This is a genomic window from Devosia sp. MDV22-iso42, from assembly GCF_058629155.1.
Genome location: NZ_JBZVWR010000006.1, coordinates 952842 through 973029, shown reverse-complemented (window position 1 = coordinate 973029; position 20188 = coordinate 952842). Strand labels below are relative to the sequence as shown.

The 20188-nt window shown below is 60.0% G+C and carries 15 protein-coding genes; 6 read left to right on the top strand and 9 right to left on the bottom strand.

What is annotated here, in order from left to right; translation table 11 throughout:
* Positions 1 to 3435, top strand: coding sequence for a DEAD/DEAH box helicase family protein (locus AC4NN3_RS06340; RefSeq protein WP_491926228.1), 3435 nt, complete (start codon positions 1 to 3; stop codon positions 3433 to 3435).
* Between the two features lie 198 nt (positions 3436 to 3633).
* Here the strand turns inward: AC4NN3_RS06340 and AC4NN3_RS06335 are convergent, their stop codons facing one another.
* The 4 genes from AC4NN3_RS06335 to AC4NN3_RS06320 all read right to left on the bottom strand — a co-directional run bounded on the left by AC4NN3_RS06335 (position 3634) and on the right by AC4NN3_RS06320 (position 6315).
* A complete protein-coding gene (locus tag AC4NN3_RS06335; protein WP_491926227.1) occupies positions 3634 to 4149 on the bottom strand; it encodes a hypothetical protein in 516 nt (171 codons plus the stop codon).
* Between the two features lie 812 nt (positions 4150 to 4961).
* Positions 4962 to 5729, bottom strand: coding sequence for an NYN domain-containing protein (locus AC4NN3_RS06330; RefSeq protein ID WP_491926226.1), 768 nt, complete (start codon positions 5727 to 5729; stop codon positions 4962 to 4964).
* A complete protein-coding gene (locus AC4NN3_RS06325; protein ID WP_491926225.1) occupies positions 5719 to 5907 on the bottom strand; it encodes a hypothetical protein in 189 nt (62 codons plus the stop codon). The genes AC4NN3_RS06330 and AC4NN3_RS06325 overlap by 11 nt, the downstream gene beginning before the upstream one ends.
* 3 nt (positions 5908 to 5910) lie before the next feature.
* Complete coding sequence (locus AC4NN3_RS06320) at positions 5911 to 6315, bottom strand: helix-turn-helix domain-containing protein (RefSeq protein WP_491926224.1); 405 nt, start codon at positions 6313 to 6315, stop codon at positions 5911 to 5913.
* Between the two features lie 250 nt (positions 6316 to 6565).
* Between AC4NN3_RS06320 and AC4NN3_RS06315 the strand changes: the two genes are divergently transcribed.
* Positions 6566 to 6802, top strand: coding sequence for a helix-turn-helix transcriptional regulator (locus AC4NN3_RS06315; RefSeq protein ID WP_491926223.1), 237 nt, complete (start codon positions 6566 to 6568; stop codon positions 6800 to 6802).
* On the top strand, positions 6802 to 8106 hold the full coding sequence (locus AC4NN3_RS06310; protein WP_491926222.1) for a HipA domain-containing protein: 1305 nt from the start codon (positions 6802 to 6804) through the stop codon (positions 8104 to 8106). Before AC4NN3_RS06315 ends, AC4NN3_RS06310 begins: the two co-directional genes overlap by 1 nt.
* Before the next feature lie 66 nt (positions 8107 to 8172).
* Here AC4NN3_RS06310 and AC4NN3_RS06305 read toward each other — a convergent pair whose 3' ends face one another.
* The 5 genes from AC4NN3_RS06305 to AC4NN3_RS06285 all read right to left on the bottom strand — a co-directional run bounded on the left by AC4NN3_RS06305 (position 8173) and on the right by AC4NN3_RS06285 (position 15459).
* Positions 8173 to 9231: a reverse transcriptase domain-containing protein gene (locus tag AC4NN3_RS06305; RefSeq protein ID WP_491926221.1), complete on the bottom strand. Its 1059-nt coding sequence runs from the start codon at positions 9229 to 9231 to the stop codon at positions 8173 to 8175.
* A gap of 466 nt (positions 9232 to 9697) precedes the next feature.
* Positions 9698 to 10231 carry a hypothetical protein gene (locus AC4NN3_RS06300; RefSeq protein ID WP_491926220.1) on the bottom strand — a complete coding sequence of 178 codons (534 nt, stop codon included), beginning with the start codon at positions 10229 to 10231 and terminating at the stop codon, positions 9698 to 9700.
* Between the two features lie 392 nt (positions 10232 to 10623).
* Positions 10624 to 12393: a DUF6538 domain-containing protein gene (locus AC4NN3_RS06295; protein WP_491926219.1), complete on the bottom strand. Its 1770-nt coding sequence runs from the start codon at positions 12391 to 12393 to the stop codon at positions 10624 to 10626.
* Between the two features lie 362 nt (positions 12394 to 12755).
* Positions 12756 to 14270 carry an arabinosylfuranosidase ArfA gene (gene arfA, locus AC4NN3_RS06290; protein ID WP_491926218.1) on the bottom strand — a complete coding sequence of 505 codons (1515 nt, stop codon included), beginning with the start codon at positions 14268 to 14270 and terminating at the stop codon, positions 12756 to 12758.
* Between the two features lie 184 nt (positions 14271 to 14454).
* A complete protein-coding gene (locus AC4NN3_RS06285; protein ID WP_491926217.1) occupies positions 14455 to 15459 on the bottom strand; it encodes a LacI family DNA-binding transcriptional regulator in 1005 nt (334 codons plus the stop codon).
* Positions 15460 to 15589: 130 nt separating this feature from the next.
* On the opposite strand from AC4NN3_RS06285, the gene AC4NN3_RS06280 reads away from it, so the two are divergent.
* The 3 genes from AC4NN3_RS06280 to AC4NN3_RS06270 all read left to right on the top strand — a co-directional run bounded on the left by AC4NN3_RS06280 (position 15590) and on the right by AC4NN3_RS06270 (position 20158).
* A complete protein-coding gene (locus AC4NN3_RS06280; RefSeq protein WP_491926216.1) occupies positions 15590 to 17443 on the top strand; it encodes a glycoside hydrolase family 2 protein in 1854 nt (617 codons plus the stop codon).
* A gap of 190 nt (positions 17444 to 17633) precedes the next feature.
* Positions 17634 to 18719 (top strand): ABC transporter ATP-binding protein, encoded by a 1086-nt coding sequence (locus AC4NN3_RS06275; RefSeq protein WP_491926215.1) that lies wholly within the window; start codon positions 17634 to 17636, stop codon positions 18717 to 18719.
* A gap of 161 nt (positions 18720 to 18880) precedes the next feature.
* Entirely contained in the window at positions 18881 to 20158 is a 1278-nt protein-coding gene (locus AC4NN3_RS06270; protein WP_491926214.1) for an extracellular solute-binding protein, read from the top strand.
* The last annotated feature ends 30 nt before the right edge of the window (positions 20159 to 20188 follow it).

Sequence of the window (20188 nt, the reverse complement as noted above, 5' to 3'; positions counted from 1 at the left end):
ATGTCCAACTTCGCTTTCCTCGCCGACGAATTCCCCGAGATATTCGCGCTGGCGCGGGAGGCGGAGCGGCAGGGGCTGGGCTCGCCCGGTGCGGCGGCGATCTATGCTCGCAAGACACTCGAAACCGCCGTCAAATGGGTATTCAAGCACGATAGCGCGCTGCGCTTCCCGTATGAGAAAGGCCTCAGCGCCCTGATCCATGAACCCAGCTTCAAGGCGGCGGCCGGCGATGCTATCCATGCCAAGGCCAAGCTCATCGTGCGCATCGGCAACCAGGCCGCACACGAGGCGCGTGAAACCGCCAAGGCCGACGCCACCCAGGCCGTCACCGACCTGTTCCATATCTGCTTCTGGCTCGCCTCGACCTATGCCCGCAGGGCACGACCGGCGGCGAACCTGATATTCGACCCCCAGGAACTCAGCCGCCGCGATGAGGTGCTCAAGCGCAGTTTTGCCCAGCTGCAGCAGCTCAATGCCGAGCTGGAAGCCAAGGGCCAGAGCGTTGCCGAGCTGGGCCGGCTCAATGCCGAGCAGGACGCCCAGATCAAGGCGCTGCAGGCTGAGATCGCCGCGGCCAAGCGCGAGAACCTCGCCGCACCCATCGCCCATGACCTGGGCGAAGCGGCTACCCGCGACGCCTACATCGATGTGCTGCTGCGTGAGGCCGGCTGGCCGTTGGCCGACGTGCGGGATCGCGAATACCCCATTGCCGGCATGCCCAATACCGCGGGCGTCGGTTATGCCGATTATGTGTTGTGGGGCGATGACGGCAAGCCGCTGGCGGTGATCGAGGCCAAGCGCACCAAGCGCGATGCCCGCGCCGGCCAGCAGCAGGCCAAGCTCTATGCCGATGGGCTGCAAGCCCAGTTCGGCCAGCGGCCGGTGATCTTTTACACCAATGGCTATGAGCACTGGATCTGGGACGATGCCGAATACCCGGCGCGCGCCATTCAGGGCTTTTTGAAGAAAGCCGAGCTGGCGCTGCTGATCGAGCGGCGCCGCGCGCGCCGGGCCTTGGTCGAGACCGACATCAACAAGTCCATCGTTGGCCGCTACTACCAGCGCCGGGCCATCGCCAAGGTGGCGCAGAGCTTCGAGACCGACAAGCAGCGCAAGGCCTTGCTGGTCATGGCCACCGGCTCGGGCAAGACGCGCACCGTCATCGCCCTGGCCGACCTGCTGATGAAGGCCAACTGGGCCAAGCGCATTCTATTCCTCGCCGACCGGGTGGCGCTGGTCAATCAAGCCGTGGGCGCCTTCAAGGCGCATCTGCCGGACTCGGCGCCAGTGAACCTCGTCACCGACAAGGCCACCCAGGGCCGGGTCTATGTCTCGACCTATCCGACCATGATGGGGCTGATCGATCAGAAGCGCGACGAAGGCCGGCAGTTCGGCGTCGGTCATTTCGACCTGATCATCATCGATGAGGCGCATCGTTCGGTCTATCAGCGCTATGGCGCGATCTTTGACTATTTCGACAGCCTGCTCGTGGGCCTCACCGCGACGCCGCGCGACGAAATTGACCACAATACCTATGGGCTGTTCGAGCTCGAGGACGGCGTGCCGACCGACTATTATTCGCTCGAGCAGGCCGTGGCCGATGACTATTTGGTGCCGCCCGAAGCGGTCTCGGTGCCGCTGAAATTCCAGCGCGAAGGCATCAAATACGAGGACCTCAGCGACCTCGAAAAAGACCAGTGGGACATGCTGGAATGGGACGAGGAAGAGATCCCCGACAGTGTCGATGCCCTGGCGGTCAACAAATGGCTGTTCAACACCGACACCGTCGACAAGGTGCTGGCGCATGTGATGACGCACGGGCTCAAGGTCGAGGGCGGTGACCGGCTGGGCAAGACCATCATCTTCGCCAAGAACCAGGCCCATGCCGAGTTCATCGAACAGCGCTTCAACGCCAACTACCCATCGCTGGCCGGCCACTTCGCCCGGATCATCACCCACAAGACCGATTATGCCCAAAGCCTGATCGACGACTTCTCGACCAAGGACAAGGACCCGCACATCGCCATTTCGGTCGACATGCTCGACACCGGCATCGATGTGCCGGAAGTGGTTAACCTGGTGCTGTTCAAACTGATCCGATCCAAGACCAAGTTCTGGCAGATCCTCGGCCGCGGCACGCGCCTCTGCACGGACCTGTTCGGGCCCGGTCTCGACAAGGAATGCTTTTACGTCTTCGACTTCTGCCAGAACCTGGAATTCTTCAGCCAGAACCTGCCTGTGATCGAGGGCTCGACCGGCAAGGGCATCTCCGAGCGCCTGTTCGAAACCCGGCTCGACCTGGTGCTGGCGCTAGACGAAAAGGAGAAGACTGCAGGGCTGCTGGGAGCCGCCGACGCGGGCGGCAGCTTCGTGGGCGCCGATGGGTCGGTGGCGCCGCCAGCTACCGAGGGCGAGGTGCGTGAGGCGACCGTAGAGTCCCTTCGCGACTATGTGGCCGGCATGAACCTGGACAACTTCATCGTGCGCCCGCACCGGCGGGTGGTGGAGAGGTTCCAGAGGCCGGAAACCTGGCTTGCGCTCGACCAGGCAGCGCGCCAGGAATTAGTCGACGAGGTCGCGGCGCTGCCGACCGACCGGAAGCTCGGCTGCGAGGCGGCCAAGCGCTTCGACCTGCTGATGCTCAATCTGCAACTGGGCCTGCTGCGCGGCAGCAAGAGCTTCGATCGGCACCGCAAGCAGCTGCTGCTGATCGCCAGCGCGCTCGAGGAGCAGTTCTCGATCCCGGTCGTGGCGGCGCAGCAGGTGCTGATCCTTGAGATCCAGGCCGAGACCTGGTGGGAAGGCATCACCGTGCCACTGCTCGAGCTGGTGCGCCTGCGCCTGCGCAACCTGGTCCAGCACGTCGAAAAGACCAAGCGCGGCATTGTCTATTCCGACTTCATCGATGAGCTCGGCGCCGGCAGCAATGTCGACCTGCCGGAGATCGGCTCGGTCGACTTCATCCGTTTCAAGCGCAAGACCCGCCACTTCCTGCGCGAGCATGACGACAACCTCACTCTGCAGAAGCTGCGCCGTGGCCTGCCCTTGACCCAGACCGACATCGAACAGCTCTCCGAGCTGCTGCTCTCGGCCGGCATTGGCGACCGGACACAGATCGAAAAAGCCGCAGCATTGAGCCACGGCCTGGGTCGGTTCATCCGGTCTTTGGTAGGACTTGAACGTGCCGCCGTTGCCGAAGCCTTCAGCACCTTCATTGCCGAAAAGTCTGCCAGCGCCGATCAGATCGAATTCGTCGAGCTGGTGATCGAGCACCTGACCGAAAAGGGCGTCATGGATCCGCGGCTACTTTATGAAAGCCCCTTCAAGGACATTGCGCCGTCTGGTCCGGAACAGGTGTTCTCGATGAAGCGCACCAGTGAGCTGTTCGACGTGATCGATGTGATCAATCGGAGCGCTGGTGAGGCGGTGGCCTGAGGGCCTTACTCGCTTCGCTCGCCTTCGCGGCCTTCGGCCTTGATCGTCGCCTGGCGGCGCCGGCTACTCGATGAAGTCGGTAAGATTCGAGCTTCCATAGAATACGATTGCCGTCGTTTCCGACCGCAATGGAAGTTTCAAGTCTGCTCTATGGGTGACTAGCCGTCCCCGCGTCGCGGGCGACATGCATCGTGGTTCTTAGAGGTGCGTCGCCCAGAACTGATCAGGGAAGATGCAATGGTCGAAATTTACTCCCATCGATAGTGACTTTGCAACATAGTCAATGCCGCCGCCAAGATCATTGATGATCTTGACATCGGCGGAACCCTTCTCGGCCAGATCGCTCCAAATTGAAGGGGCATAGCGGTCAAATACTTCTTCCTGCCGCCGTAATTCCCCACTCTCCGCTCCGAAGAAGCAAACGACGCCGTGCCAGTGAGGATTGGTCTGTAACTTCTCCGGCGCGAAGAAATGGAACATGCGATTGTCAGGACGACGCTGCCAGTCCCTGCCGATGAGCTTCCGGTTCATCCGTGCATCGAACTGGTAGAGCCGATCACGCATGAGGCGGACCGCGGCATCGGCGCTGCGGCCGATGTCCATTCCAGGCTCGTTGAGGGTAAGCGTAACCAGCCGGGAGAAGGGCCAACGGGAGAGCCAGGCGCGAAATTCTACCGGCGTCGGGCTGAATCTATTAGCGGGGAAGGTAGCCATGGCGAGTCTCGATCCTTGTATGACCTTATATCGCTCCAGTTATAGCGAACTCGCCCGCGGAGTGACGCAGATGGTGCCGGGGATCCTTTCAGGGGAGTTGTTCGCCGTTCGCCATGGAGGAGGCCAGGTGCCGCGGAGCCGTAGAGCATGAGCACTCGGCACGCCTGGCGTCCTCCTTGTCGCCGGTGCCAGACTATCCGCGTGGCGAGACGTGAACGCGTGACGACGTGGATGGATGGACACTGGTGACGCAGGTCTGGTCTGGCGGCGATCCCTTCAAGCTACAGGTGAGGGGGTGGTGCAGCGGGATAAAAATAGCTATTTCTTCAATCCCACCCTGTTTCTGCCGTTGGTCACCGTGGTGATCCTGAAACGACTGCGAATAGCTCTGCGGCTATAGGGAGCTTTTGGTGGACGCTGGGCCTCGCTTGATTGTCGTAGACAGGCTCGCGACCTTTACATGCCATCAAAAAAAGCGTCTTGAGGAAAAAATGTCAACATAGTGTAAAGCTATGACAACTTAGAGCCCGAAAACGGCCGATAAATGCTGCTCAGTGTTACATGAGTTTTACATTGAGAGGGCCTCCGGCGGCTCTAGCTTTACCTTTTTGGGCGCTAAGTTTACATATTTGGCCCGTAAGTTTACATCGACCTTTACATTTTGTGGCGAGAATGCGGCAAAATACCCGGAGAGGAGGATAGGAGCGCCCGTGCTGGTGGCACCCCAATCGATCCCCATCGCTACACCAAGGGTATTCTAGGACTTCGCTCCCACTGTCTCTGTCGACCTCGGCGGCTCCCTGTTGAGGAAGTCAGCCAGTCCCAGCTTTTGGCTGAGCAGGACAAGCATGGTGTTGTCCATCTCGCTCGATCAGCTGGACCGATGGCAGACCTCGCAAAAGGTCGGTCAAAGTGCGTCTGCTGTAGGCGCGGGTATCGAAGCCGTTATTGCGTCGCGCGAGGTGTTCACCCAAGATTTGTAGAGCCACTGGCTGGTCATCCCAACCAAGCTCGATCAGTGCTGCGACCACCATCGCTTCGGCGTCGCTCGGTAAGCGGCTCCAGAGGGCGGCTGGAGTCCCGGTGTGATCGACAGTCAGGTGCGGCGCCCGCAGATCGATAAACGCTGTGCACGCCCTCCGTAGCGACTCCGGGGTGGAAGGACTTCCATAACCCAGCACGCGCTTGCCGCCTTCCCTCAGACGGTTCGCCAGTGGTGTGAAATCGGCGTCGCTGACGATGAGCACGAAGGTGTCGATGGAGTGGGTCAGCAGCACTTCGATTGCATCAATGGCGAGAGCGATGTCGGTGGCGTTCTTGCCGGGGACCAGAGATGGCATATGCCGTGCGACGATCCCCCGGTTGCGGATGAGCTTTGCCCATCCTTCGGCGGCGCGCCCGTTGTAGTTTCCATAGGCGCGCAGGGTGGAGATGTATCCCTCGGTCGCGAGGTGATCGAGCACCCGCTTCGCCTCCTTGGGCGATACCCCGTCACCGTCGATGAACACGGCATACCGCAGGCGCAGCGGGATCGCCCGACCAACCAGGGAAGCGGCGATAGTCTTAAGCCTACTCAGCATGGGATTCCTCGGCGTCATCGATGGCCCGCCACCCGGCCGCGAGGCACTTGAGGGCCTGGATCCGTTCGACTGTCGGCATAGGCATGCGAAGGCCTGGCGTCAGCGCCATCAGCCAGAGGCGCTCGATCAGCATGTCGCCGGGCCGGCGGCCCGGGCGTGATGAAGTGGTGGTGTGCATGATCTACTTCCCGAAGATGGCGCGAACAGCGGAGCGAGAGCGGGTGGTCAGCGTCGGATCGGTGTGATTAGAGGCGTCGCGGATTTCATTAAGCCAGCCAATTTCGTTCAACGTGACGATGGTGCCGAATATCTCATCGAAGGTCCTGGCGGCCGTTCCGCCGACCCACTGCTCGAGAGCGAGCTGCAGCAGGTGGCGCGGGTCCGTGTTGAGCGCCCTGGCAAGCGCGGGCACACGATCAATGGGTAGGCGATTGCTGCCGGTCTTGATGATCGAGAGCATGTTGGGATTGATGAAACCGGTCTCGTTGGCGATCTCGGCCTGGGTCTTGATGGAGCGGAGCTCCAGAATGCGCTTCTGGAGGAAAGTCGTAAGGCGGGTGCCCGCAAAGGGCTTGTTGGCCGGCATTGTAGTTCCTGTCGAGTGATTGAGCATGTTCGCTTGAGTATTTTATAGCGATGCGCTCGACGGGACTGCGTGGCGGGAAGCACAAGAAGCTGCGCACTTGGTCAGAGCCGGGAGTAACCAACGCCGGCTCCCGAGCGGGAACAAAATACCTATTTCAGCTCATTTGATACCGAACGGGAACATTAAGCTTGTTACGCTTGCCATATCCCCGTATTGCTCCCGATCGGGAACACTTTGAGGATGCCAGCACGTGGCTGAAAATACCTATTCGTCACCCAGAGTGGTTCGCTCGAGCGAGGATCTTGGGCTCGCCGTAGCCAGCGCACGCAAGAGCAGGGGGTTTTCCCAGCAGCAGTTCGCTGACCTCGCCGGCGTCGGTCGCCGGTTCGTTTCTGACCTGGAGAACGGTAAATCTACCGCTGAGATAGGCAAGGTGCTGCAGGTCCTGACGGCGCTCGGCATCGACATGCAATTGAAAGTCCGCTGATGCAGCTCGATGTTCGCCTGGATGGTTTTGATGATCCGATCGGCCAGCTCTCGTCCGACGATCGTGGCGCGGCCCGCTTTGTCTATGCAGACCAATATGCGGGCCGGCCGGACGCCCTTGCCTTGTCCTTGTCGCTTCCGCTGGCTCAGGGCAGCTTCGACGACTTTGCCACACGGGCCTATTTCGACAATCTGCTCCAGGAGCGTGACAGTGCGCGGGCAGATGTCATCGCCAAGTATCGCCTGTCGACCGACGACATCGTCGGCATTCTCTTCCACCTCGGCAAGGACTGCGCCGGCGCCGTCTCGGTCCTGCCGCAGGGGTCGCCACCCACCAAGGTTCCAGGCACGCTAGGAGAGGACTACAGACCCTATAGCGACCAGGAGCTCACCGCGCTCGTAGAAGCCCTCTATCGGCGCGAGCCGCTGCCGCAGGACCTTGCTGATCCGTCGCCACTCGCCGGCGTCCAGAGCAAGATCGCCGTTACCGTGTTGCCGGACGGACGCTTCGCGGAGCCCATGAAGGGGGCGCCGACCACGCATATCCTTAAGGTGCCCCAGGAGCGCTATGAGCGAGATGCGGCGCGGGAGCAGGCCGCCATGTCGCTGTCGTCTGACTGGTTCGATACAGCCGGCACCAAGCTCTTCAAGATCGCTGGCGTCCCCGTGCTGCTCGTCGAACGCTTCGATCGGCGGGTCGAGAATGGTCGCGTGACGCGCATTCACCAGGAAGACTTCTGCCAGGCATTGGGCCTGCCGGCGCGCCACAAATATCAGCGGCCCGAGCGCGGTGCTGTCGGCTACAACGTGGCAGCCATTCGCACCATCCTCGATAGAACAGAGAACCCCGCCGGAGAGCGCCTGAAGTTCCTGCACATAACCCTGTTCGACATCCTGCTCGGCAATGTCGATGGGCATGCCAAGAATTTTGCTCTGTTCCATCTGTCCGGCGGCAAGATCAGGACAACACCGCGCTACGATGTCATGCCGACCATGCTGGACCGGCGCACCACAGATGAGTTTGCCTATTACCTGGGGCAGGCGACGTCACTTAGCGATCTCGACGGCGCAGAACTTGATCGGTTCCTGGCCGAACTCGGCTTCGCGTCGGCCGCCGGGCGAGCCCGCATTCTCAATGCTTCAATCGACAATATCGTGCAGGCGCTCAACGCTCGGATCGAGGCGCTCGGCGAGGACGACAAGAATTTTGGCGACCTCATCGGCACGAACATTCGAACGCTCTGTCGAAAATTGGACAGAAAGGTGCCAGAGCCGGCGCGAAGCTGCGATGCCTTCGTTCGCTAGAATGGTTCGATGATCAACTACTGGTCTTACGGACGTTCAGTCAAATAAAGTATTGAGGCCGTGGCATTACTGCTTTTCAGGTGGCGGTCTGCTCCAGACCGGTGTGCGGGGTGATCTACCAAAAGTGGATTGAACAGCTGCGACCGCGGAGTATCCCTTACGGGTAATAGGATCGATGCCACCTGGATCAGTCGCCAATAGAGCCCCATAAGTGCCCTGAATTTCGGCCAACCTCTCTTTGAAAACCGTCGGATTCTTGCAGGCTTGATGGAACAAGGCTTTTGCTCGGTATCGCCATTCTCTGGGTAATGACACCCGCTCGTTAATAACGAGGCCCGTGACTTCCATACGATCACCTAGTCCGGAAAATCGTGTTTTTTCTTTATTTAGTCTAAATCCATGAACGGAGACTATTCTTTCTATCTCCGCCAGAAATAAAACCGGAATATATGTTGGTGCAGAAATGGTTATATCATCAGCATAGCGAGTGAATTTGAATCCAGAACTCTCGCATAACTTATATATTTCTTTGTCTGCCGATGCAAAAATGGTGTTCGCTATATAAGGGCTGCAGGGAGACCCTTGTGGTAGCCTGCCGTTCAGGCATGAAATTCGCGCAAGTGTTGAGGCCATAGCATCTGAGTAGCCAAGGGACGAAAACAGGCCACTGACTATGTTCTGACTCACGTTGTCGAAGTATTTTTCAATGTCGACGTTAAGTATGTGCTTGGCGCCGAGGTGAAAATTTGCGTTAGTTACAAAGCTTCGCCCAATTCTGAACCCATGGACGCTATCGTTAAGCGGAACTCTGTTTAAAATATTATCTAAAATCCACCATTGAGTTACTTTAAGATAAGTTCTCGGGCTGTTTATAGTCCGAAATTGGCCGCTTCTTTTCTTTAGCTGAAACGTTCTGTAATGAAAGCTCGTTCGATGCAATATTTGGCGGATCAGCGCAGCATCGATGCCTATGTAGAGAGCAAGAGTTTCGATATCAGGGAGATATGGAAGAGCCCTCTCCATTTGAAAATTCAGAGCGGCTTCGTATTTGTCCGGAGTATAGGCGGACAGCAGATTCGCGTAGTCGGATAACCCAGGAGATAGAAAATAAGAACGAGGCGGCATGTATTGCCAATCCCTAGACTGCTTTAAATGCGCGGTTCGTGAGAGCCGCTTTCGCTTGGTTGATTATCAAGCAAGGGGAAGCGGCTCTCACGAACCGCGCGTCCCATTACATGCTACACCTTAACGCCAGAGCGCTGAATCAGCGCTCTAATCATACCGCCTCGCATCCCGAACATAGGCACGACGCTGCTTCTTCATCAAGAATAAACGCAAATTATCCAATCGCCGCGTTTTAGTTATAGCGTCAGCGGCCTGCCGACCCAGCTGAGATAACGCATATGATCCCTTCTTCACGGGGACGATCATGTTATTCGCTCGGAGCTCTGCATGCGTTCTGTAGATATCCTCTCTAGACACCTCAGACGAAATAGCCCCCCAAACTTCTTCGATGTGCCGAAAAGTATCCTGAACCCGTGCAGGCTGAATTACCCTAAGAGTGCTCAAGTATAAAATTGAAGATAATCCGCTATGATCTTCCATACAGTGCCTCGATCCGCTTCCTTGAAATCACATTCCCTAGAAATTCGTCGCACTGATTAGTTAGGTCCAATTCATTGGAGTATTCTATATAAGAGACAACCGCATTCATGTTTGCGGACAACTTTAGTGGCCCCTGGGTGATGTAAGATATTTTCCCGTCATATTGTTTATCAACAATAATTAGCATCTTCTCACAGATTGCCCTGTCAGATGCCCAGTCGCCCAACTCACAAAATGAACCAGCACTGTCCGGAATAATAATGACAGCATCTAGATGATTTTTGATTTGATGTCGCTCATATATAACTGCATTGTTTAGATCGCCGTAATGCAAATCCGCAGACATGCTTAGCCTGGAATCTTCTCCGAAATATACATTATATCCTTTGTTGCTAACGTGCTTGGCTATGGCGGTTCTTGCGCGCTTCGCAGGCGATGTCATATTCTGTGGATCATTCAGATCCAGATGTTTGATGAAGGGCCCTGCTACGAACACGTCCAGATTTTGACCGGCGCGCACCACGCTGTCCTTGACCTCGGATATCTTCAGATGGTGTTCACTTGGTATCAATTGATAGACTCGCGGAACTGTGCAGATCGTGAAATATGCGCGGAGATATGGCTCGTTGTAAAAGCCTTTTAAGGGGAGCGCCAATTCGGCAGATTATGCGACCCTACACGAGTAAATAATAACGCTGCGGCTTCTTTCGGGATCGACGGTAGTTGCAGTTGCGGTTGCTTGATCAGGCCCAAGTAAACAGAGGGGTTCGCCGCTAGAGATATCCTCAGGATGTCAGAGGGTGTTCATCACCGCGGCGACCAGCCAGCTCGGTTTTTCTCACGGGGGCAGATGCACATGTGTTTTTGCTAACCGATCGAGTTAAAACCGCAGAATCAATTTCATCGCTCACATCAGTAGACAATCGCCTCCACCAGTTCAGCGCGACGATTCAATGTGCCTTCCTGCTCGGTCCCGTAGCGCCCGGTCATGGTAGCCGTGTCGTGACCGATGATCATGCCGATTTCATCGTCCATAAAGCCGGCGAGGCGCAGCCGATCAACTACTGTGTGCCGAAGGCTGTAGACCACGATGCTGCGGTCGGTCTTGAGGCCGATCCTCGGCAGATAGGTTCGGTTCATCTCACGCGAGAACTCGGGGATGATCTGCCCGAACTCCGGGACCCGGACCTCGGGGAAGACCTGCTTGTGCCCAGCCTTCTCCATGGCCTTGCAGTGCTCAACGAAGCCGAGCTTGATCAGCTTTGAGTGGAGCGGCACCACCCGCATGCTGCCGGCAGTCTTGGTCCGTTTGTCGCCTTCACCTAGCTCTGTGATGTGCATGATCCACATGCCGTGTTGCTCGCGAACATCTGCCAGCTGCAACTGAGCGACCTCGCCAGGCCTTGCACCGCTGTATGCCATCACTAGGGGCACCCAATAGCGGTGGTCGCGTATCTGGTGGGCGCCAGGCAGCGTCATGTCCTGCCAGCTATCGCCAGCGCAGCCGATGAACAATGGCGAAGCCAGTAGCGACTGCATGGCGTCCGGGGTAAAGCTGGCGCGGGCATTACTGCGGTCCTTCTCGGGCAGCATGTCGGCCACCGGGTTCTCGGCCAGCACCGAGCGCTTTTTAAGCCAGAGGCAAAAACCGCCTAGGCTCGACATGTAGCGGCGGATCGTGTTGACGCTCAGGGTAGGCCTCGGTGTCGCCAGGGCCTTGTTGGCCGCTACGGCCTGTTGCGGGGTCATGCCCTTGAAGGCGTTTATTTCAGCAGCCTTGACCGGATACTCATAAAGCATGTCCATCCAAGCGGCGACCATGGCCCGGTCGATCTTGGTCGGTGCTACGCGCGGCCCCACAAAAGCATTGAAGTTCTCCATGTCGCGCCGGACCTGCTTGAACGAGTCTGCCTGCATGTTCTTGGGGTTCGCCTTCTCATACTTGGCGAACAATTCCATGATCGATTCAGCCGGCGACGCCCCCACGGCCTGCAGCCGTTCTGTGGGCTCCACAATGATCGGGTCTTGCGGCTGACCAGTGAAGTCCCCACGGTCGCGCTCTGCGTAGCGCTCTAGCGCCTCGATGTCGGACCGGATCAGCTTGATGCAAAGGTCACGGTATTTTGGAGTGCCCTTAGGTGTGCGGAACCCATACTTGAGCTGGAAGCGGTCGGCATCGGCTTCGATGAGCCGGGTGTCGCCGTTCACCAGATCGGCGCGAAGCCGGTTGAGGCGTGCGGCGCGGCGGTTGGCTGCCCAGGCGGCCTTGCCGGCGAGAATTTCGACGTCGGTCATACTGTTGATGACATCGAAGATGCCCTGTGCGTCCGGGTCCGTATTCTTCGATGCTACCGCGCGATCAAATGCAGCCGATACGTCGTCCTTGGTCGGCCGGCTCGCCCGCTCGCGGTCACCTTCCTCCAGCTTGGCCGTGTAGTGGTCATAGACCGCCACGGCGATATCCGCGTCAGTTAGCTCGCTGCGTCGACGCATGTCAGCAAAGGTGCCGGCCCACTGGTCGAGAACGGCCGCTAGACGCGACTTGGCTTCACCATGTTCTTTCGTGCGAAGAGACTGCCACTTCTCACTTTTGCCTTCGAACGCGGGCTGCAAATCCTTCGGTATGTATATGCGGGCATAGTAGGTGCCGTTGCGGCGGTGCAGGTTGCTATTGCGAGCCATTGATTCTGAATCAATCGTAGCAGGTGATCGTAGCACACTACCTACCAACAACCCCATGTTATGCAACACATATCAGCGTCTGAGCGGATTTTGGGTGTAGGGGATCAATCTTGGTTCGAATCCAGGTTCCCCAGCCACACTTCTTTCAACAAATGCAACGGCTTAGCAGAGCCCCTTTAGAGCTGTCTGATTGTCATGTGGCGCCGGTTTCCGCGCACGCTTGTTGCCAGAACGCGACAGCTGTTTGGCGGAATCAGCGTCTGTGTGCCGACAAATCACACCCCAGCCCGCCACGCCGCTACCGCAAAAAACAGGGGCCGCGCCAATGGCGCGACCCCTTTGCTGCCCGGCGACGGGATTGATCAGCCGATCTTCACGCGCACCATCTGGTAGGAATAGGGCGGCAGAGTCACCGTCAGTGTTGCCCCGTCGATCTTCGCGCCGTCGCCCTTGCGCGGCGCCACTTCGTCCTGCTTGCCCGCCGTATTGACGGCCTTGAGGCTGGTATGGGTCATCACCTGGTGGTCGATGATCGTGCCATTGCCAAAGCCCTGCAGGTTGACCTCGGTGGCGATGCTGTCGCTGCTGTGGCGGTTGACCAGGAAGAAGCTGAGCGTTCCGTCCTCTTCATTATGCACGCCCGAGACGTCCACATAGGCCGTGTCCTTGGCATGGGGCGTCTCATAGCCGGGCGAACTTGTACGCAGCTGCAGCGCCGTGCCGCGGCCGAACACCGAGGCAAAGTAGTACGGATAATAGATGGTCTGCGCCCAGGCCGGGCCGCCCTTTTCCGTCATGATCGGCGCGATCACGTTGACCAGCTGCGCGATGCAGGCGATCTTGACCACGTCGGAGCGCCGGATGAAGGTGTTCAGGATCAGCCCCACCATCAGCACGTCTTCGAAATTGTAGATGTCTTCCAGCAGGCCCGGCGCTTCCGGCCAGCCGCTGTTGCCATCCAGGATTTCCCGGTCCTTCTTGTTGGAATGGTACCAGACATTCCACTCGTCGAAGGAGATGAACACGTCCTTCTTGGACTTCTTCTTGGCCTTCACCTGCTTGATGGTGGCGGCGACGGTCTCGATATAGGTGTCGAGCTTTTCCGCCAGGCCAAGATAATTCGGCGTATTGTCGTCACGATTGGCGAAATACATGTGCAGACTGATATGGTCGACATGCTCATAGCTATGCTCGAGCACGATGCGTTCCCAATCCGGATAGCTCGCCATGTCAGAATTGGACGAGCCGCAGACGATCAGCTCGAGCTTGGAATCGAACATGCGCATGGCCCGCGCCGTATTGGCGGCCAGCTTGCCATATTCATGGGCATCCTTGTGGCCGACCTGCCAGGGTCCGTCCATTTCATTGCCCAGGCACCACATCCTGACATTGAACGGTTCCTTGCGGCCATTCTTGATGCGGAGGTCGCTCCAATAGGTCCCACCCGGATGGTTGCAATATTCGAGGAAGTTGCGCGCCTCGTCGACGCCGCGCGAGCCCAGATTGACGGCCAGCATCATCTGCGTGCCCACCGTCGCGCACCAGTCGGCAAATTCATGCACGCCAACGGCATTGCTTTCCGAGGTGTGCCAGGCCAGGTCCAGGCGGGTCGGGCGGTCTTCGCGCGGTCCTACGCCATCTTCCCAGTTGTAGGCCGAGACGAAATTGCCGCCCGGATAGCGCACGACCGGAACATCCAGCTTCTTGACCAGGTCCACGACGTCGCCGCGCATGCCGTTGGCGTCTGCCGTGGCATGGTCGGGCTCATAAATGCCCTCATAGACCGCCCGGCCCAGATGCTCCAGAAAGGCCCCATAGACACGATCGTCGACTTTCGAGATCGTGTAGTCCTTGTTCGCAATAACCGACGCTTTCAACAGCCCCTCCCACTAATTCCATTTTCTGGATTTATATCACAATTCATGTTTATGCCGCGCGCCGACATGGCGCAAGGGGGGCTGTCGCCGCCTGGTGGCAAAATTGTCGGCATGCCCCAGACCGTCTCGTCCACCCTGCCATGCCGAACTGCAGGGGCACCCCTGCGGCGCGGCCCGATCTCGCTCAGTCAATGATTGGTCGGCGCGACGTCGCTCGCGTGATCAGTTCCCCGGCCACGAACAGTGTCTTGCTGCCCAGCTCCCTGTCGCTGGCGAGCTCTCCCAGGGCGCGTTCGGCCATCTCCGCATAGGGCAGGGTGACGGTGCTGATCTCGAGGTCCTTGGCAAATTCGCGGTCATCGTAACCCACGATCGCCAGGTCCTCCGGCACCCGCAGTCCCGCCTCCCGCGCTGCCGCCATCACCCCGCGCACGATGATGTCGTTCTGGCCGAAAATGGCGTCGGGCGGTTCGGCCAGCGCCAACAGCGCCCGAGCCGCATCATAGCCGCTGGCATGGCCCCAGTCGCTGGTCCGCTCATAGGCCTTGCCCAGGTTGAGCCCTGCCTTGTTGAGCGTGCGGTGGTATCCTGCCAGCCGCTCCTTGCTGGCAAACTGCCAGGGCTCGCCGGTAATGGTGGCGATGCGCCGGCAGCCGATATCGATCAGATGCTGCGTCGCCAGGGCGCCGCCATGCCGTTCCGCTGGCAGCACCGCCAGCCCGGAACTGTCCTCCCGCCGGCAGTTGAGCAGCACATGGCGAAAGCCGGTCAGTGCTGCGGGCGGGGTGGCGATCGCCGAAAAACTGCTGGCATAGACGACGCCCTCGACGCCGAACCGGCTGAAATTGTCCAGCGCCGCCAGCTCGCGGTCGAGCGTGCCGTCCGACACCTGGATGACGATCTGCAGGCCCTGCGCATTGGCCCAGCCCTGCAGCCCATAGATCAGGTCGATCGGATAGGCGGACGATATTTCGTTGATCAGCACGCCGAACAGCCGCCGTGGCGCCTGTCCCAGTTCATCCAGCCGCGGACCGGGGTCGTAGCCCAACTCCCGCGCTACCTGCAGCACCCGCTGCCGCGTGGCCTCGGCAATGCGCATGCCGGGAACCTGGTTGAGAATCAGCGACACGGCGGTGCGCGACACATTGGCGGCGCGCGCCACGTCCACCATCTTCACCCGCTTCTTCACGCTGCCTCCCGCTTTCCGATGTCCTTGACAAGGTCGTCATCCTGTATCAGTTTGCTAAACAAATTTAGCAAGTCCGGCGCGAGGCGGGACAAAAGCTCGACCAACGAGCTTGCGCTGAACCGGAGGAACGATGCCGATCACTCAAGCTGACACCACACTTCCGCCCAATCCGCAATTCCGGCGCGAGGGTTGGATCGATCTTTGTGGCACATGGGGCTTTGCCCATGATGATACCGATGCCGGCGTTGCGGCGAACTGGTGGCAGCGTCCGGAGGTCTTCGACCGGCAGATCCTGGTGCCTTTTCCACCCGAAAGCGAGCTCTCGGGCCTGCGCGAAACCGGCTTTCATCCGGTCATCTGGTATCGCCGCGCCTTCACCGCGCCCGCGCTGCAGTCGGGCGAAAAGCTGCTGCTCAATTTCGGTGCCGTCGATTACGCCGCCACGGTCTGGGTCAACGGGCAGTGCGTCGGCACCCATGAGGGCGGCCATGTGCCGTTCGCGCTCGACGTCACCCACGCCCTGACGGAGGGGCAACAGGTGGTTGTGCTGCGCGCTGAGGACCAGCCGCAGGATGTCCGCATGCCCCGGGGCAAGCAGGACTGGCTCGAGGCGCCTCATTCCATCTGGTACCATCGCACCAGCGGCATCTGGCAGCCGGTCTGGCTGAGCGTGGTCCCCGACCTGCACCTGACCGATATCCATCTCGTCCCCGATCTCGCCCATGCCCGCGTCCGCTGCGACATCCGCCTCAACACCGTGCCGGCCAGCGCCACGACCCTGACCATCCGGCTCAGCGCCAGCGGCAAGCTGCTGGCCGAGCAGACCATGCTGCTCGACGACGCCGAGCTCGGCTTCGACATCCCGGTGCCGCAGCTCGAAAATGGCGTGCACCGCGACTACCTGCTCTGGACGCCCGAAAAGCCCAACCTCGTCGATGTCGAGGTCGTGCTGGGCGGCGAGCGCCCCGATCGGGTGCAGACCTATCTGGGCCTGCGCAGCGTCGGCGTCGGCGCGCAGCGTTTCCTGCTCAACGGGCTGCCCTATTATCTGCGCATGATCCTGGGCCAGAACTACTGGCCGCAATCCCATCTGGCCGCGCCAAGCCCGGACGCGCTGCGCCGCGAGGTCGAGCTGATCAAGCAGATGGGCTTCAATGGCGTGCGCATCCATCAGAAGATCGAGGATCCGCGCTTCCTTTACTGGTGCGACGTGCTCGGCCTGCTGGTTTGGGAAGAAATGCCCAGCGCCTATGCCTTTTCCAGCTCCGCCATCGAGCGCCTGTCCAAGGAGTGGATGGCGGCCATCCGGCGCGACAAGAGCCATCCCTGCATCGTCGCCTGGGTCCCGCTCAACGAAAGCTGGGGTGTGTCCCAGATCGCCGATCGGCCCGACCAGGCCCATTATGCCAGCGCGCTCTATCACCTGACCAAGGCGCTCGACAGCAGCCGCCCCGTCATTTCCAATGACGGCTGGGAGCTGGTCGAAAGCGATATCTGGTCGGTGCACGACTACGCCCCCGATGGCGCCGGGCTGGCCAGCCGCTTCCATGACCAAGCCGATATCGAGGCCATGCTGACCGGCATGGGTCCGGCGCGGCGCCGCATCGTCCTGGGTGATCGCGAGCTGGGCGATGCCCCGGTCATGCTGACCGAGTTTGGCGGGCTGAGCTATCTGCCCAAGCAGGGCGAGAAATGGCACGGCTATTCCACCGTGGCGGACCCGCAGGAATTCGAGGAACGCCTGCGCGAAATCTTCACCGCCATTGCCGCCATGCCTCATATCGCCGGCTACTGCTATACCCAGGTCACCGATACCGAGCAGGAGGTCAACGGCCTGCTCACCGCGGGTCGCGAGCCCAAGCTGCCCTTTGCCACCTTCCATGACATCACCACGCTCCCGGCCGCCTCCCTGCCGCACGAACAGATCGACAATGCCCGGCGCAAGGCGCGTCTGGCCGCCCAGGACAGCTCACCCATCGATTGAGGGAAGGGCGGTTTTGCGGGGGCAGGGCAGTTAAAAGCGGGTTTGGCGATATTTATCCGGTTTTATGATGCGGAATGGGATTGACTGCCCGAGCGATACATCTGAAAAATAATACAAATGACTGCTGGCCGGGGCCCGTCCCCGAGCCGGCGGCAAGTGGCGCGATCAGCGTCGCCGGGAGAGGAAATTCATGTCCGAGATCGTCCTGAAACAGGTCAGCAAGTCCTTTGGCGTGGTGAACGTCCTGGACAAGGTGTCAATGAACATCGAGTCAGGCGAATTCATCGTCTTCCTCGGGCCGTCGGGCTGCGGCAAGTCGACCTTGCTGCGCATGATTGCCGGCCTCGAGGAGGTCACCGAGGGCGAGATCCATCTTGGCGGTCGCCGCGTCGATCAGCTGCCGCCCAGCGAACGCGGCGTCGCCATGGTGTTCCAGAACTATGCGCTCTATCCGCATATGACGGTGCGCGACAACATGTCGTTCGGCCTGCAGAACATCGGCACGCCCAAGGCCGAGATCACCCAGCGGGTCGACGATGCCGCCCGTATGCTCGAAATCGAACACCTGCTCGATCGCAAGCCGGCCCAGCTGTCCGGCGGACAGCGCCAGCGGGTCGCCATCGGCCGCGCCATCGTGCGCGATCCCAAGGCCTTCCTGCTCGATGAACCGCTGTCCAACCTCGATGCCGGCCTGCGCGTGCGCACCCGGCTGGAACTGGCCCAGCTGCACCACCGCATCAAGGCGACCATGATCTTCGTGACGCACGACCAGACCGAGGCCATGACCCTGGCCACCCGGATCGTGGTGATGAACAACCGCCAGATCGAGCAGATCGGCACGCCCATGGAAGTCTATGCGCGTCCGGCCACCCGCTTTGTCGCCAGCTTCGTCGGTTCGCCGGCGATGAACTTCGTGCCGGTTGCCGCGGTCGCCGATGTGGGTGGCCAGGCGTCTTTCACCTTTGCCGGCCAGCCGCCGGTGCAGACCGCGGTGCCATTTGCCGTCCTGCCGGCGACCGGCCTCACCTTCGGCATCCGCGCCGAAGCCGCGCGCATCACCCATGATGGCACCGGCATCCAGGGCGTGGTCGACGTCGTCGAACGGCTCGGCGAGCGCACGCTGGTCTATACGCGCTTGCCCGATGGCACCACCCTGGTCGCCGAGGACAAGGGCGTCAGCCTGATCCAGCCGGGCGAGACGGTGCACATTGCGCTCGATGGCCACGCGGCCATGGTTTTTGACGAATCCGGCAAGGCCTATCACGCCGTCGCCTGACAAGGCGGCTGATGGTCGAGCCGGTATCAGCCCGTGTCTTTGGACCTGGCTTGAGGAAGAGTTCAGAGCCGTAGACCGGCCTCTGATTATGGCGCTTCTGCTTCGCCAGCGGAGGCAATGCCTGAGGAATGGCGGCGGGGTATACCCCAAGGGAGGATAACGTGAAGAATCTTTTCAAGATTGCAATGCTGTCGACGGCACTGCTGTCGGTCGGTGCCGCACAAGCCCAGGAAAATGTGGTTTGGTGGGACTTTCTGGGCGGCGGCGACGGCGTTCGCATGAAGTCGCTGATCGAGCAGTTCAATACCGAACATGCCGGCAAGATCACCATCGAGGCCACCACGCTGGAATGGGGTACCCCGTTCTACACCAAGGTGCAGACCTCAGCGGCGATCGGCGAAGGCCCGGACGTCATGACCTATCATCTGTCGCGCGTGCCGCTCGGCGTCGAATCGGGTGCACTCGCCCCGATCGATCCGGCTGACCTCGCCGGCGTCGGCCTCGGACCCGACACCTTTGCCCCCGCCAACTGGGAAGCCGGTCAGCGCGATGGCATCCAGTATGCCGTGCCGTTCGATATCCATTCCATCATTCTCTATTACAACAAGGACAAGCTGGCTGAAGCCGGCCTGCTCGACGAAGACGGCCTGCCGATCGGTCTTGATGGCGCCGACAATTTCACCGCGGCGCTGGAAAAGCTCCGTGGCGGTTCGGAATATGCCCTCTCGCTGCAGACCTCGGGTGACGGCACGCCATGGCGCGTCTTCTACTCGCTGTTCGGCCAGCAGGACGGCGTCTTCCTCGGCGAAGACGGCACCTTCCTGCCCGATGACAGCATTCCCAAGGCAGTTGCGGCCGTCGAAACCATGGCCAGCTGGGTCGAAGCCGGCCTCGCGCCAGCCCTGACCGAATATGAAGGCTCCGTGGCCCTGTTCACCTCGGGCAATGCTGCGCTGCACATGAATGGCGTGTGGGAAGTCCCCACCATGACCGATCTCGCGGCCAAGGGAGAACTGGGCTTTGAATGGGGCGCGGTCGCTATCCCCACCTTCTACGACCATCCCGCCACCTGGGCTGACTCGCATGGCTTTGCCATTCCCAACAATGCCGGCAAGGAAGTGACCCCAGAAAAGAAGGCCGCCGTGCTCGAAGTCATCTCCTGGATGAACAAGAACTCGCTGGCCTGGGCCAATGCCGGTCATATCCCGGCCTATTCGCCGACCCGCGAGAGCGAAGAGTTCAAGACCATGCAGCCCAATGCGACCTATTCGGTCCTGGCTGATACCGCCGTGTTCGATCCCAAGTCGACGCTCGCCGGTGTGGCTTCGCCCGTCTACGACGCCGTGGCCAACTACATCGCCCCCGCCATGAATGGCGAAATGGGTGCGCAGGAAGCCATCGACGAGATGAAGGCCGACCTGCAGGACCAGGCTGACTAAGTCTTCCGCAACTGGTCCGGCGGCCTAACC

Bases quoted from the DNA above. Each gene is read 5' to 3' on its own strand.
- AC4NN3_RS06340 (WP_491926228.1), top strand. From the start codon at position 1: ATGTCCAACTTCGCTTTCCTCGCCGACGAATTCCCCGAGATATTCGCG.
- AC4NN3_RS06335 (WP_491926227.1), bottom strand. From the start codon at position 4,149: ATGGCTACCTTCCCCGCTAATAGATTCAGCCCGACGCCGGTAGAATTT.
- AC4NN3_RS06330 (WP_491926226.1), bottom strand. From the start codon at position 5,729: ATGCTGAGTAGGCTTAAGACTATCGCCGCTTCCCTGGTTGGTCGGGCG.
- AC4NN3_RS06325 (WP_491926225.1), bottom strand. From the start codon at position 5,907: ATGCACACCACCACTTCATCACGCCCGGGCCGCCGGCCCGGCGACATG.
- AC4NN3_RS06320 (WP_491926224.1), bottom strand. From the start codon at position 6,315: ATGCCGGCCAACAAGCCCTTTGCGGGCACCCGCCTTACGACTTTCCTC.
- AC4NN3_RS06310 (WP_491926222.1), top strand. From the start codon at position 6,802: ATGCAGCTCGATGTTCGCCTGGATGGTTTTGATGATCCGATCGGCCAG.
- AC4NN3_RS06305 (WP_491926221.1), bottom strand. From the start codon at position 9,231: ATGCCGCCTCGTTCTTATTTTCTATCTCCTGGGTTATCCGACTACGCG.
- AC4NN3_RS06295 (WP_491926219.1), bottom strand. From the start codon at position 12,393: ATGGCTCGCAATAGCAACCTGCACCGCCGCAACGGCACCTACTATGCC.
- AC4NN3_RS06280 (WP_491926216.1), top strand. From the start codon at position 15,590: ATGCCGATCACTCAAGCTGACACCACACTTCCGCCCAATCCGCAATTC.
- AC4NN3_RS06275 (WP_491926215.1), top strand. From the start codon at position 17,634: ATGTCCGAGATCGTCCTGAAACAGGTCAGCAAGTCCTTTGGCGTGGTG.